The organism is Pseudomonas palleroniana (assembly GCF_022836895.1).
Classification (GTDB): domain Bacteria; phylum Pseudomonadota; class Gammaproteobacteria; order Pseudomonadales; family Pseudomonadaceae; genus Aquipseudomonas; species Aquipseudomonas palleroniana.
In genome coordinates, this window is the sequence record NZ_CP092411.1 from 3,237,918 (window position 1) to 3,250,981 (window position 13,064).

Sequence of the window (13,064 nt, forward strand, 5' to 3'; positions counted from 1 at the left end):
ACGAACGGAGCCCTATTGATCCCGGACATGACAAGACCCTGCGCAATGGGCTAGTTTCAAGAGCGTAGGCCATTGATCAACGTGCAGAGGTACGCCATGCCAGTGAAACACGACCTGATTCAGGACTTGGGTAAAAGCAAGGAAGAGGTTCACCAACGTAGGGCGAGTGATAAGCGCCTGGACGCGCTGTTCGACCAGTACAAGGACGCCGACGACGCGGTACTGAAAGCGGAATCGGCCAGCGCCAGCGATGAACAGGTGGAGGTACTGAAGAAAAAGCGGCTGTTGATCAAAGACGAAATTGTGCAACGGATGTTGTAGGAACGAAGGCAATATTTGTTCAGAATTGTCTGGGCGACAGACGGCGTCTTACTGCCTATGATGCCCCCCGTCCACCCGGCTCTGGGGATTTTTGCAGCGCATGGAATGCGCAGCTGAGCCGGGCGGGCACTTCATTTCATTTCAGCAGGGTTTTCAGGCATTCGTCGATGGAGCGCTGCTGCGTCTCGCCATACAGCTGCAATTCATCAATCGTCTGACGCCCCAGCGCCTGTTCGAACTGCGCCTGGTTGGCGTTGGCTGCGTAGTGACTTTGCGCCGCATCCCCCAGGTTCGACTGGAAAATCCCCGCCGCACTCACCGGCAGGAAATCCTCATAGACCAACGGCTCTACCGCCACATGGCCGGCTGCGATCAATGCCGCCAGGGTCTGTGGTTGATCGGCGTGACCGCGTGCCGCCAAGCCTTGTTCGGTGGCGAAGTAGCGAAAGTACGCCAGGCCCTGTTCACGCATCTGTGCATGATCATCGGGGAAGGCTTGGAAGTGTTGTTCCATCAACGCCACATAACGCGCAGCGTTGCTTTCATTGGGGAAGGCGCCCAGCGCATCGCGGGCGGCGTTCAGCAGTTGGTCGTACAGGGCGCGGCCTTTGGGTGTCAGGGCGACGCCGCGTTGTTCGATTTCGCCGAAGCGTGCGCTGTGGCTGCCCTGGGCATCGGTGAAGGCGATGGGTTCGTCGAGGGCCTTGAAGCTGGTCTGGCGCAGCAGGATCGGGCAGCGACGGCGGGGTGGGCCTTCGATCACCGCCTTGGGGGTGATGCCTTTGCCAGGCATGGCGGCCTGCACTTGGTCGATATCCAGGGTGCGCGGTGTCAGGTGGTTGATGTGCGGGCCCTTGAACGCCACGACATCGGCGATCAGGCGATGCTGGTCGCTCAATTGCTGGTATTGCGCAGCGGTGACGGTGGCGGTGTGGTGCCAGCGAAAGGTTTCCAGGGCCTGGCGGATGAATTCATCAGCGTCCTGGGCGTTGAGGCCGCCGTCCCGTTCTGATTGTGCAATCAGCGCCAGTGCGCCCGGGGTGAAGATCGCACGTTTGGCCAGGGCCTGTTTGGCGAAGGCGCGCAGCTCGGGGTTTTCGATCAGTTCCAGGCGTAGCAGCGAGGTGAACACGCGAAACGGGCTGACCTGCAGCGAATGTTCATGCACGGCGCGAAAGGCCGTGGAATGCACCGGCACCCCGGCGGGCGTCAGGTCGTAGTAGCCCACCGGTTGCATGCCCATCACCGCAAACAGGCGGCTGATGGTTGCCAATTCCTCGGCGGTGCCCAGGCGGATGGCACCGTGGCGTTCCATGTCGAGGCGCTCGATCTCTGCGGTGCGGCGCAACTGCCGGGCCAAGCCCGGATCAGCCTTCAACACCCGGCTGTTGGTCTCGGCCACCAGCGCCATCAACGCGCCGTACAGCGGAACTTCATCTCGGTACATGTCCGACATGGCCTTGGAAAAACCTTTGCGGATCTCGTCGGGGCTGACATGCGCGGCGCTGGGCATAAAAAAATTCCTGAACACTAGAGATAGGGGCATGCAATGACGCGGCTTGTGCCTGGATTTTGTTGGGCTGGGTGCCGGCGTGCAAACGAAGAATCTTCAGGACTTCATTCTGTGAATGAATGACATGACGCAAATATGACAAAAACCATCCCCTGCGAAATTTCATTTTTCCCCGACTTTCCTAACAAAATCTTCACGAGGTGCGCCCAGGGCGTCATGAAACAATCGTCACGTTTGTAGGGATGAAAGCTGTTCTAAACACCGCACACATAAAAATAGATTTAGGGGCCGTCATTAATGAAAATTTCTACACTGGCGTTAGCCGTCACCGCCGCCGTGCTGGCACAGCAAGCGAGCGCCGATGGTTTTGGGCTGGGTTCTCTGGGTACGGGCAACGGTCACAGCGGTTTTCTTGAAGACAGCCATGCGTCCGTCAGTTCGCGGACCATGTACTACAGCGCCGATAACCGCTCGGGGACCAACAACGATCTGCGCGAAACCGCGACCGCGCTGCGTTTTGACTATAAGTCCGGCTACACCCAAGGCACCCTCGGCGTCGGTTTCGACGTGATGGCCTTTGGTGCGTTGCGCCTGGACGGTGGCGATGGTCACACCGCAGGCCCGGGCCTGGCGGGTAACGGCAACAGCTTCTTCCCGACCAAGAACAACGGTACCGAACCGGCCGACTCCTTCAGCCGTGCCGCCGGCAATGTGAAGTTCCGCATTTCCCAGACCGAGCTGCATGTGGGTGGCGGCCTGGCGCCGGTGTTGCCGATCCTGGTCTCGAACGACAGCCGCGTGGCGCCGCAGACCTTTGATGGCGGCATCCTCACTTCCAACGACATCCCGAACGTGAGTATCACCGCCGGTGAGTTGAACAAGGCCGAAGGCCGTGCGTCGAGCAACTCCACCGGGCTGAGCGTGGCCGGTGGTACCCGTGATAGCGACAGCTTCAAATTCGGCGGGTTTGATTACAAGCCGTTTGGCTCCTCCGACAACGCCATCGCTAAAAACCTGACGTTGCAGTACTACTACGCCAACCTGGAAAACTTCTACAAACAGAACTATTTCGGCCTGGTCCACGTGTTGCCGCTGGGCAACGATCAATCGTTCAAGACGGACCTGCGCTACTTCGACAGCAGCAGCGACGGTAAAAACGGCGAGTCCGGCTATGCGTTCAACAACAACGGCGGCTACGCCAAGCACGCCGGCGAAGTGGACAACAAAACCTACAGCGCCGCGTTCACCTACCAGTTGGGCGGCAGCAGCCTGATGCTTGGCCATATCGGTGTGAGCGATGACGGTGGCTTCGTCTGGGTCAACCAGGGCAGCCTTGCCGACCCTAACCCGCAAGGTGCGGGCGGCAGCGACTTCTATCTGTTCACCGACGCCGTGGTCGGCCAGTTCTCCCGTGCCGGTGAGCAGGTCAACTTCGGTCAGTACTCTTATGACTTCAAGGCTTTCGTACCTGGCCTGAGAGCATCCGTGGCCTACCTGGACGGTACCGGCATCAAGTCCAAAGTGGCCGGCGGTTCCGACCAGAAAGAAAACGAAACCGACTTCCGTCTCGACTACGTCGTGCAGGAAGGGCCGCTCAAGGGCTTCGGTACCACGCTGCGCACCGGTACTTACCACGGCCACAACACCGGCACGCCGGATCAGGACCAGACGCGCCTGATCTTCAACTATACCTACGCGATCTTCTAAGAACGCGCTGGGATAACAAGCGGCCGCTGAATCAGCGGCCGTTTTTTTTGGCGCTCATAAAATGAGACTTCATGTGCATCCGGGCACGGCTGGGCTCTACACTGCCCCTCACTGTGTCAGTGATGGAGGACTCGATGACGGCCAAGCCCGCAACCCACATCCTTGAAACCCTGGAAGGCCGGCGCCTGGCGGCTCAAGACGCCGAGCGCTGGCGCGAATGGGGGCCTTATCTGAGTGAACGCCAATGGGGCACCGTGCGCGAAGACTACAGCGCCGACGGCGACGCCTGGGCCTACTTTCCCCACGAGCACGCCCGCAGCCGGGCCTATCGCTGGGGTGAAGACGGCCTGGCCGGTTTCAGTGACAAGGCGCAACGCTGGTGCCTGGGCCTGGCCCTGTGGAACGAGCGCGACGCGATCATCAAGGAGCGCCTGTTCGGCCTGAACAATGCCGAGGGCAACCACGGTGAAGACGTCAAGGAGCTGTATTTCTTCGTCGACGGCGTGCCCAGCCATGCCTACATGCGCATGCTCTACAAATACCCGCATGCCGCCTTTCCCTATGAAGATTTGCTCAACGAAAACGCCCGGCGCGGTCTGGACGCCGCCGAGTATGAAGTGCTCGACACTGGGGTATTCGAAGACAACCGCTACTGCGACGTCAGTGTCGAATACGCCAAGCATCAACCTGACGATATCTGCATGCGCATCACCGTGCACAACCGCTCGGACCAACCGACGCGCTTGCAAGTACTGCCCCAGCTCTGGGCGCGCAATGACTGGAGCTGGACCTACGACGCGCCCAAGCCAAGCCTGACCCTCAGCGGCGAGCAGGTGCTGGCCCGTCACCCTGAGCTGCCCGATCGCCATCTCAGCGCGTGGGGGCAGGAGGGAGTCGAATGGCTGTTTTGCGAAAACGAGACCAACTTCCCCAAGCTGGATGGGCTGGCAGCCTTGGGGCCGTTCAAGGATGGCATCAACGATTACGTGGTGGGTGCGGTGCAATCGGCGATTCGCCGCGACCGCGGCACCAAGGTCGCGGCGCGCTTTGTCCTTGAACTGGCGGGCCTGGAAAGCAAGACCCTGTACCTGCGGTTTGCCCCCACCGATGCGCCTGAGCTGAATGCGCGCAAGCTCTTCGAACAGCGTCGCCAGGAGGCGGATGATTTCTACGCGGCCTTGCAGCAGGGCATTGCCGATGAGGATGCGCGTAATGTGCAACGCCAGGCACTGGCCGGCCTGCTGTGGTCCAAGCAACTCTATTATTTTGACGTGAACCAATGGCTCGACGGCGACCCGGCCCAGCCCGCGCCACCGCCTGAGCGCCTGCATATTCGCAATACCCATTGGCGGCACCTGTCCAACTTCGACATCCTGACCATGCCCGATACCTGGGAATACCCGTGGTACGCCTCCTGGGACCAGGGCTTCCAGGCGGTGGCGATCGCACTGATCGACCCAGGGTATGCCAAGCAACAGCTGCTGTTGCTGGTGAAAGACCGCTTCATGCACCCCAACGGCCAATTGCCGGCCTATGAATGGCGTTTTGACGACGCCAACCCGCCGGTACACGCCTGGGCCAGCTGGCGGGTGTATCAGCAGGACAAAGCGCTCAACGGCGTGGGCGACATGGACTTTCTTGAGCGGATATTCCACAAGCTGCTGTTGAATTTTTCCTGGTGGGTCAACCGCAAGGACGCCGAAGGGCGCAACCTGTTCCAGGGCGGCTTCCTCGGCCTGGACAACATTGCGTTGTTCGACCGCTCGGCGGCGCTGCCGCCGGGTTACCAGTTGGATCAGGCCGACGGCACGGCCTGGGTGGCCGCCTATGCCCTGGACCTGATGCGCATCGGCCTGGAGCTGGCCAAGCGCAATGCGGTGTACGTGGACATCGCCGTGAAGTTTTTCGAGCACTTCCTGTATATCGCCGGCGCGATCAATCGCGTCGACGACAGTGCCGAAGGCTTGTGGGATGAGCAGGACCGGTTTTTCTACGACGTGCTGCACCGCCCCGACGGCCAGAATGAACCGGTGCGCCTGCGTTCCATCGTCGGCCTGATGCCGCTGTTTGCAGTGCTGGTGCTGGAGCAGCGTGAGCACGAAGGCTTGCCGGGCTTGCGTGAACGTCTGTTGGGGTTCATGAAGCACCGGCCAGACCTGGCCAAGCTGGTGTCACGCTGGAACGAACCGGGGCAGGGCAATCGCCTGTTGCTGGCGCTGTTGCGCGGTGAGCGCACCAAGGACCTGCTGCGGCGCATGTTGGAGGGCGATGAGTTCCTTTCGGCGTTTGGCGTGCGCTCTCTGTCCAAGGCATTTGCCGAGCAGCCGTTGGCGCTGAAAATGAATGGCGACACCCTGTGTGCGCGCTACCAGCCTGCTGAATCCGACTCACGCCTTTACGGCGGTAACTCCAACTGGCGGGGGCCGCTGTGGATGCCGGTGAACTACATGCTGATTGAGTCGCTGCGCGAGTTTCATCGTTACTACGCGGATAATTTTTCGGTGGAGTACCCGACGGGGAGTGGTTATCTGTCTTCCCTGGAGGAAGTCGCCGACAGCCTGAGCCAGCGTCTGACTCGTTTATTCCTGCGCGATGAAAATGGCCTGCGGCCTTCGATGGCGGGGTATGCGCAGTTGGAGGCAGATCCGGCCAGCCGGGATCTGGTGTTGTTCCATGAGTATTTCCATGGGGAAACCGGACGGGGGTTGGGCGCATCCCATCAAACGGGATGGAGTGCGTTGGTGGCGTTGTTGCTACAGCCGAACCGCAATTGAATGTGGGAGGGAGCAAGCCCCCTCCCACCATTGGAGTTTCAGTGCACTCAGGCTGGGAACAGTTCGCTCAGCTTCATGGCCAGCATCATGTCGCCTTCAGTGCGCAGTTTGCCGCCCATGAACGCCTGCATGCCGTCGGTGGAGCCGTCGACGATGCCTTTCATGGTCTCGCCGTCCATGACCAGGGTCACTTGGGCGTCCGGGTTTTCGCCTTCCAGCAGTTCGCAGGTGTTGTTTTTAACCACCAGCGAGAAGTTCTGGGTGTCATCGATACGGAAACCGAAGACCAGGTCCAGGCCGTCGGCGGCAGCTGGGTTGAATTTGGCTTTCATTGCTTCTACGGCTTTAGCTACGTCAGTCATGGTTTCGATCCTTTAGGGTGAGTCCAGTGACCTTGGGGTCACGGTTGGCCGCAGTTCATCGGAAAGTGATGAGCTGCGGCGCCTTCAACAATTGCAAGTGGGTATGACTGTTGAAGGAAGCCAGTGCCACCTCGCGACCGCGGAATTTCAGCTGGTTGAGCGAGGTGTTAACAATTTGCCAGTTCAGTTCGAAGGCCTGGGCGGCAGGCATCCGGGTAATCAGGTGGAGCAGGGCGGTGATGGTGCCGCCGGAGGTAAACACGGCGATCTTGTGGGTGTTGTCGGCCGCCTCGAGGATGCGCTGCAGGCCACCCTGGACGCGCTCGACAAACCCCAGCCAACTTTCCAGCCCGGGCGGGTCATAGGTGCCGGCCAGCCAACGCTCGATGATCAGCGCGAAAATGCGCTGGAATTCGCTGCGGTTCTGCGCGGCATTGCGCAGGATCTCCAGGGCGTGGGGCTCGGTGCCGAGCAGGTCGGGGAGCAGGGCGCGGATGATCGCCTCGGCGTCGAACTCGTTGAAGGCACTGTCGACTTCAAGCGGTGGCACCGCGAGGCCGAGAGCCGTGTACTGATCGAAGGTAGCGCGGGCGGTGTGCTGCTGGCGACGCAGGTCGCCGGCGATGCAACGGTCGAATGCCAGGCCGAGGTCGGCCAGGTGGCGACCGAGCACTTGCGCTTGCTCCACACCGACGGGCGACAGCACGTCGTAGTCGTCTGCACCGAAGGAGGCTTGGCCATGTCGAATCAGGTAGATGCTGCCCACGTCCGTTTTCCCGGTACGTTGAAAGTCTGGCGAGGTTATGAGGATGCCCGCGAGCTGTCAATGAAAAAACATACGCTTGTTTTAAAAGCGCGTTAGAGCGGTATTGCTGGCGGTTTGAGCACTGGTCCGAAGGCGGTGCCGCCGGTATGCTGGGGCATCTGCGCCTGGCGCACATCCATTTAAATTGTCCTTATAAGGAGCGACATGGATTTTCTGGCTGAATACGCGAGTTTCCTGGCAAAGACCGTCACCCTGGTGGTCGCCATCCTGGTGGTACTGATCAGTTTCGCGGCGCTGCGCAACAAAGGCCGTCGCAAGTCCGCCGGCCAATTGCAGGTCAGCAAGCTCAACGATTTCTACAAGGGCCTGCGTGAGCGCCTGGAGTCGAGCCTGCTCGACAAAGAGCAGCTCAAGGCCCTGCGCAAAGCCGAAAGCAAAACCGAAAAGAAAAACAGCAAGAAGAAACCCGAGGCCAAGCCGCGGGTGTTCGTGCTGGATTTCGACGGTGATATCAAGGCCTCTGCCACCGAGAGCCTGCGCAATGAAATCACCGCGTTGCTGAGCCTGGCCACGCCCAAGGACGAAGTGGTGCTGCGCCTGGAAAGCGGCGGCGGCATGGTGCACAGCTATGGCCTGGCGTCATCGCAACTGGCGCGTATCCGCCAGGCGGGCGTGCCGTTGACCGTATGCATCGACAAAGTGGCGGCCAGCGGCGGCTACATGATGGCGTGCATCGGCGAGAAGATCATCAGCGCACCGTTCGCCATCCTCGGCTCCATTGGCGTGGTGGCGCAACTGCCGAACGTCAATCGCCTGCTCAAGAAGCACGATATCGACTTCGAAGTGCTGACCGCCGGTGAGTACAAGCGCACCTTGACGGTGTTTGGCGAAAACACCGAGAAGGGCCGCGAGAAGTTCCAGGAGGACCTGGACATCACCCATCAGTTGTTCAAGAACTTCGTCTCGCGCTACCGCCCACAGCTGGCGATCGACGACGTGGCGACCGGTGAAGTGTGGTTGGGGGTTGCCGCCCTCGACAAACAACTGGTCGATGAACTGCAGACCAGCGACGAATACCTGGCGAACAAGGCCAAGACCGCCGAAGTGTTCCACCTGCATTATGCCGAGCGTAAAAGCCTGCAGGAACGTGTGGGCCTGGCCGCCAGCGGCTCGGTTGACCGCGTGTTGTTGACCTGGTGGAACCGGCTGACCCAGCAGCGGTTCTGGTAATCGATGCTGGACCTGTAGCTGATCCCTTGTGGGAGGGGGCTTGCTCCCGATGGCGATGTGACAGTCGATAACTGTATGGACTGAACCACCGCTATCGGGAGCAAGCCCCCTCCCACATTTGTTGTGTGGTGTTGGAATCAGCGGGTCGGCAGTGAAGATGGGGTGGCTGCCGGAATGGGTTTGCTCATCAAGATCCCCACCACCACCGCCCCGAGCAACCCCAACAATCCGGCTACCCACAATACCCCGCCGAACCCACCCACAAACGCCTGTTGCGCCAGCGGTTGCACGGCCGCCCGTGCCGACTGCGGCAACAAGCCCATCGCCGCCGGCATATCCCCGGCCACGACGCGCGAGGCAATAGACGCCACCTGGGCCTGCCACTGAGCGTCAACACTCGCACTGAGCAACCGCTCGCTATGGCGGCTTAACAACGCCCCATACACGCCGATGGCCAGCATGATCGCGCTGAAACGCATGGTGGTGCTCATGCCCGACGCCATTCCGGCGCGGTCGCGTGGCACGCAGGCCATGATGTTTTTCTGTGTATCGCCATTGAGCAGCCCCGCACCGGCACCGGTGACGGCAATCGCCAGGGCGAAGGGCAGATAGCCGCCGACGTTCACGGCCCAGGCACTCAGCAAGTTGCCGCAGCCCACCAGGGTCAAGCCGGCGGCCATCATCGTCGCGGGTGCAAAGCGGCCAGCCAGGCGGGCGCCGATCCGGGGGCAGATGAGCATGGTCAAAGCAAACGGCAGCATGCCCAGCCCCGAGGCAATCGCGGAAAAGCCCAAGCCGTTTTGCAGGTAGAACGGCAGCAGCGTCATCATCACCTGGGCGCAACCGGCGTAGGCAAACATTCCCAACAGCGCGCCGATAAAGCGCGGGTGGCGCAACAGTTGCAAATCCACCATTGGCCGTTGTTGTAGGCGCTCGACCCACACAAACACGCCCAGCAACAGCGCGCCACCGACCAGACGCGCGTAGGTCAGCGGGTTGTCCCAGCCAATGCGATTGGCCTCGATCAAGCCCCAGATCAGGCACAGCAAGCTTGCGCTGAAGGCCAGGCTGCCCCATGGGTCGAGGCGCGCTGACTGGGTGTCGCGTGATTCAGGAATCGCGCGCAGTACCAGGCTCATCAGTGTCAGGCCCACGGGCAGGTTGAGGTAGAAGATCCAGCGCCAGCCCAGATAGTGGGTAATCAGGCCGCCCAGGGTCGGCGCGGCGGTCATCGCCACGCCCATGCAGGCGCCCCAGAACGCCCAGGCTTTGGCACGCTCCACTTCATCGTGGAAGGTGTGGCCGATGGAGGCCAGTGCCGAGGTCAACAGCAGGGCCGCGCCGACCCCTTTGACGGCACGGGCGATATCGAGCAACAACGCGTTCGGCGCAGCACCACAGCCCAGGGATGCCAGGATGAAAATGCTCAACCCCCAGATCAGCGATTTCTTGCGGCCAAAGCGATCGGCAATACTGCCGGCCGGCAGTAACAAGGCGGCGAACGCGAGCATATAGGCGCTGACCACCCATTCGATATCGGCAAAATTGGCCCCCAGGTCGCGGGCGATGCTTGGCAATGTCACCGCGACGATATTGGTATCCAGCACGATCAACGAACAGACACCGGAGGCGGTCAGCAGCGTCAGGCGTGGGCTGGCCGGGTTCATGGTTGAATTACCTTGCAGGCAATCCTGAAAAGACAATTGACGGACATCGCGAGGGCTCTCTAGTGTTGAAGTGGTATGAGCTTATCCTTGGCCGATAACGTCTCTGTTAGCCGCTGCGAAGCACTTCATTACCTTTGAGCTAAACCTCTATGGAACTACGCCATTTCCGTTACTTTCTGGCCGTTGCCCGGCACCGCAGCTTCAGCCGCGCGGCCGAGCAGTTAGGCATCGCGCCGCCGACCCTGAGCCGGCAGATCCAGGACATGGAAAACAGCCTGGGCACACGTTTGTTCATCCGCCGGCAGCGCGAGGTCAGCCTCACCGAAGCGGGCGCCGCCTTGCTGATTGAGGCCGAGGCCACGGTGCGGCAATTCGAGTTCGCCCAGCGCAATGCCCAGCGCGCCGGCCGTGGGGAGATCGGGCATATCGAGTTGGGTTATGTGGCTTCGGCGCTGTACTGCGGTTTGCTGCAACGGCAAATGCAGGGGTTCAGCCAGGCGTTTCCCGACGTGAGCGTGAACGTGCGCGAGTGCGCGATGGCCACCTTGGCCAATGCGGTGGCGGATGGGCGGTATGACATCGGCTACATCCGCTCACCCATGACCTTGCCCGATGGCGTGGAGGCGGTACGCCTGGACAGTGAGGGCTTCGTGCTCGCGCTGCCGCAGGATTCCTGGCTGCTCGGGCTCAAAGCCATCGGCTGCGAACACTTGCAGAATGAGACGTTTATCCTGCCGGAACAGATCAGCGGCACCCTGCACGTGGCCGCACAAGGTGGCTATGCGCCGCGCCTGGGGCCGCAACCGGGAGGTTTGGTCGCGGTGGTGGCGCTGGTGTCATTGGGGCAGGGCGTGGCGGTGGTGCCGGCGTCCATGGTGGGGCATGTGAGTTTGCCGGGCGTGGTGTACCGCACGATTCAGGGATGCGAAGCCTCGTCATGGTTGTCGTTGATTCACCGGCGCTTTGAGCAAGCGCCGGCGGTGGTGCGCTACCTGGAGCACATCAAGCAATCAGTCGCGGTTGTACCGAGTCGGCCAGGCGCGTGAGGATCAGGCAGCACGACACCGCGCCCGCGTCCAGCACCCCCAGGGAACGCTCGCCCAGGCGACTGGCGCGGCCGATTTTCGCCACCAGGTCCTTGGTCGAATCGCGGCCGCGTGACGCAGCGCTTTTCATCGCCTCCAACGCATCATGGAAGGACGCGCCGCCGGCATGCGCGCCCTCAAAGGCTTCGACCGCCGGGATCAGCGTATCCATCAAGCACTTGTCGCCCACGCCGGCTTCGGTAATGTCCTGCAGCGAGGTCAAGCCGCCGCGCAGCAAGTGGGCGAAGGTGGCGGCGTCGATGTCATCACAGCTGCGTACCTCGTCGGCCATGCCGATAAACAGGCTGCCGTACAACGGGCCCATGGAGCCGCCGATGCCTTCCATCAGGCTCAGGGTCAGTTCATCCAGGGCTTCGGCCAGCGTCAGTTGGCGGCCTTCGATTGTGCGCCCGCAATGGGCGAACCCTTTGGCCATGTTGATGCCGTGGTCGCCATCGCCGATGGCGCCGTCCACTTCGCTCAAGTATTCACGGTTGGCGACGATCACGCTGACCAGGTCGGCAACGATGGCGCTGCCGTCGTGGGTGGAAAAATGCTGGCTCATGGTTCACTCCGCCTGGGTCATGCCGATGGAACGGCAGGGATGATCGATCAGGGTTTTCAGCTCTGCGTCCAGGCCGAGCAGGGTCAAGGTCACGCCCATCATCTCCAGGGAGGTGAAGTAGTTTCCGACGTAGCAACGGTGAATCTTCAAGCCCTTGGCGCTGAGCTGACGCTCCACTTCGGCGTAGAACACATACAGTTCCATCAGCGGCGTGGCCCCCAGGCCTGAAACCAATACCACCACGCTGTCGTCCTGGCTGAAATCGCGGTCGGCGAGGATTGGCGCGAGCATGCGTTCAGCCATCGCGGCTGCCGGTTCGATGGCGACCACTTCGATGCCCGGCTCGCCATGATGGCCGATGCCCAATTCCATCTGGCCATCGGGGATCTGGAAGTTCGGCTTGCCGACGGCGGCAATCGTGCAGGGGGTGAGGCCAATACCGATCGAGCGGCAATGATCGACGGTTTTTTGCGCAACCCGTATGACCCCGTCCAGGTCGTAATGCTGGGCTGCAGCGGCACCGCCGACCTTCCACATGAAGATTTCCCCAGCCACACCTCGGCGCTTGGCGATATCGGCCTTCGGCGCGGAGGCCACGTCATCGTTGGCGACCACCGTGCGGATGCGCATGTTTTTGCTGGCCGCCATTTTCATCGCCAGCTTCACGTTCATATTGTCGCCGGCATAGTTGCCGTACAGGCAGGCCACGCCCGCGCCATGGTCGGCGGCGCGGAAGGCATCGAAAAAGCTTTTGGCGGTGGGTGACGAAAAAATTTCGCCGACGGCTACCGCGTCCACCAGGCCCGGCCCGACATAGCCGAGAAACGCCGGTTCATGGCCTGAGCCGCCGCCGGTGACAATGCCTACGCGGCCCTGGCCGGAGGGCCTGGCTTTGGTGATGACCCGAGGGTTGGTCTCGTACTGGCGCAACTCGGGGTGCGCGACCAGGATGCCGCGCAGCATGTCCTCGACCACTTGGTCCGGATCGTTGATGACTCGATTCATAACGCGGGTTCCTGTGTTCTTGTTCTGGTGGACGACAACAATCCAGTGTGGGGGCGGCTTGCTCCCAGG

11 protein-coding genes are annotated in these 13,064 nt (G+C 61.3%); 5 read left to right on the forward strand and 6 right to left on the reverse strand.

Going from position 1 to position 13,064, the window contains the following annotated elements:
- Positions 1–96: 96 nt before the first annotated feature.
- Positions 97–321, forward strand: a complete 225-nt coding sequence (locus MJP36_RS14830) for an HP1242/YdcH family protein (protein WP_060752759.1) — start codon at positions 97–99, stop codon at positions 319–321.
- A 136-nt stretch (positions 322–457) separates the two neighbouring features.
- Here MJP36_RS14830 and hglS read toward each other — a convergent pair whose 3' ends face one another.
- Complete coding sequence (gene hglS / locus MJP36_RS14835; RefSeq protein WP_244383311.1) at positions 458–1,834, reverse strand: 2-oxoadipate dioxygenase/decarboxylase HglS; 1,377 nt, start codon at positions 1,832–1,834, stop codon at positions 458–460.
- Between the two features lie 297 nt (positions 1,835–2,131).
- Here hglS and MJP36_RS14840 point away from each other — a divergent pair, with 297 nt between their 5' ends.
- On the forward strand, positions 2,132–3,541 hold the full coding sequence (locus MJP36_RS14840) for an OprD family outer membrane porin (protein WP_060752542.1): 1,410 nt from the start codon (positions 2,132–2,134) through the stop codon (positions 3,539–3,541).
- 134 nt (positions 3,542–3,675) lie between these two features.
- The gene (locus MJP36_RS14845; protein WP_244383312.1) at positions 3,676–6,315 is read left to right on the forward strand and encodes an MGH1-like glycoside hydrolase domain-containing protein; all 2,640 of its coding nucleotides are present in this window, start codon (positions 3,676–3,678) and stop codon (positions 6,313–6,315) included.
- A 47-nt stretch (positions 6,316–6,362) separates the two neighbouring features.
- On the opposite strand, the gene MJP36_RS14850 is transcribed toward MJP36_RS14845, so the two are convergent.
- On the reverse strand, positions 6,363–6,677 hold the full coding sequence (locus MJP36_RS14850; protein WP_003215671.1) for an SCP2 sterol-binding domain-containing protein: 315 nt from the start codon (positions 6,675–6,677) through the stop codon (positions 6,363–6,365).
- Between the two features lie 55 nt (positions 6,678–6,732).
- Positions 6,733–7,443: a histidine phosphatase family protein gene (locus MJP36_RS14855; protein ID WP_090370542.1), complete on the reverse strand. Its 711-nt coding sequence runs from the start codon at positions 7,441–7,443 to the stop codon at positions 6,733–6,735.
- A 204-nt stretch (positions 7,444–7,647) separates the two neighbouring features.
- On the opposite strand from MJP36_RS14855, the gene sohB reads away from it, so the two are divergent.
- Positions 7,648–8,673 carry a protease SohB gene (gene sohB, locus MJP36_RS14860; RefSeq protein ID WP_060752545.1) on the forward strand — a complete coding sequence of 342 codons (1,026 nt, stop codon included), beginning with the start codon at positions 7,648–7,650 and terminating at the stop codon, positions 8,671–8,673.
- Positions 8,674–8,810: 137 nt separating this feature from the next.
- On the opposite strand, the gene MJP36_RS14865 is transcribed toward sohB, so the two are convergent.
- Positions 8,811–10,340: an MFS transporter gene (locus MJP36_RS14865; RefSeq protein WP_244383313.1), complete on the reverse strand. Its 1,530-nt coding sequence runs from the start codon at positions 10,338–10,340 to the stop codon at positions 8,811–8,813.
- A gap of 149 nt (positions 10,341–10,489) precedes the next feature.
- Between MJP36_RS14865 and MJP36_RS14870 the strand changes: the two genes are divergently transcribed.
- Positions 10,490–11,386 carry a LysR family transcriptional regulator gene (locus MJP36_RS14870; protein WP_244383314.1) on the forward strand — a complete coding sequence of 299 codons (897 nt, stop codon included), beginning with the start codon at positions 10,490–10,492 and terminating at the stop codon, positions 11,384–11,386.
- Here the strand turns inward: MJP36_RS14870 and dhaL are convergent.
- Together dhaL and MJP36_RS14880 are read right to left on the reverse strand one after the other, a co-directional pair.
- The gene (gene dhaL / locus MJP36_RS14875) at positions 11,343–11,990 is read right to left on the reverse strand and encodes a dihydroxyacetone kinase subunit DhaL (protein ID WP_090370545.1); all 648 of its coding nucleotides are present in this window, start codon (positions 11,988–11,990) and stop codon (positions 11,343–11,345) included. The genes MJP36_RS14870 and dhaL overlap by 44 nt on opposite strands.
- A gap of 3 nt (positions 11,991–11,993) precedes the next feature.
- Positions 11,994–12,995 carry a dihydroxyacetone kinase subunit DhaK gene (locus MJP36_RS14880; protein WP_244383315.1) on the reverse strand — a complete coding sequence of 334 codons (1,002 nt, stop codon included), beginning with the start codon at positions 12,993–12,995 and terminating at the stop codon, positions 11,994–11,996.
- Between the last annotated feature and the right edge of the window lie 69 nt (positions 12,996–13,064).

Coding starts and splice junctions, on each gene's coding strand:
- MJP36_RS14870 (WP_244383314.1), top strand. CDS start 10,490: ATGGAACTACGCCATTTCCGTTACTTTCTGGCCGTTGCCCGGCACCGC.
- MJP36_RS14840 (WP_060752542.1), top strand. CDS start 2,132: ATGAAAATTTCTACACTGGCGTTAGCCGTCACCGCCGCCGTGCTGGCA.
- MJP36_RS14845 (WP_244383312.1), top strand. CDS start 3,676: ATGACGGCCAAGCCCGCAACCCACATCCTTGAAACCCTGGAAGGCCGG.
- hglS (WP_244383311.1), bottom strand. CDS start 1,834: ATGCCCAGCGCCGCGCATGTCAGCCCCGACGAGATCCGCAAAGGTTTT.
- MJP36_RS14880 (WP_244383315.1), bottom strand. CDS start 12,995: ATGAATCGAGTCATCAACGATCCGGACCAAGTGGTCGAGGACATGCTG.
- MJP36_RS14830 (WP_060752759.1), top strand. CDS start 97: ATGCCAGTGAAACACGACCTGATTCAGGACTTGGGTAAAAGCAAGGAA.
- dhaL (WP_090370545.1), bottom strand. CDS start 11,990: ATGAGCCAGCATTTTTCCACCCACGACGGCAGCGCCATCGTTGCCGAC.
- sohB (WP_060752545.1), top strand. CDS start 7,648: ATGGATTTTCTGGCTGAATACGCGAGTTTCCTGGCAAAGACCGTCACC.
- MJP36_RS14865 (WP_244383313.1), bottom strand. CDS start 10,340: ATGAACCCGGCCAGCCCACGCCTGACGCTGCTGACCGCCTCCGGTGTC.
- MJP36_RS14850 (WP_003215671.1), bottom strand. CDS start 6,677: ATGACTGACGTAGCTAAAGCCGTAGAAGCAATGAAAGCCAAATTCAAC.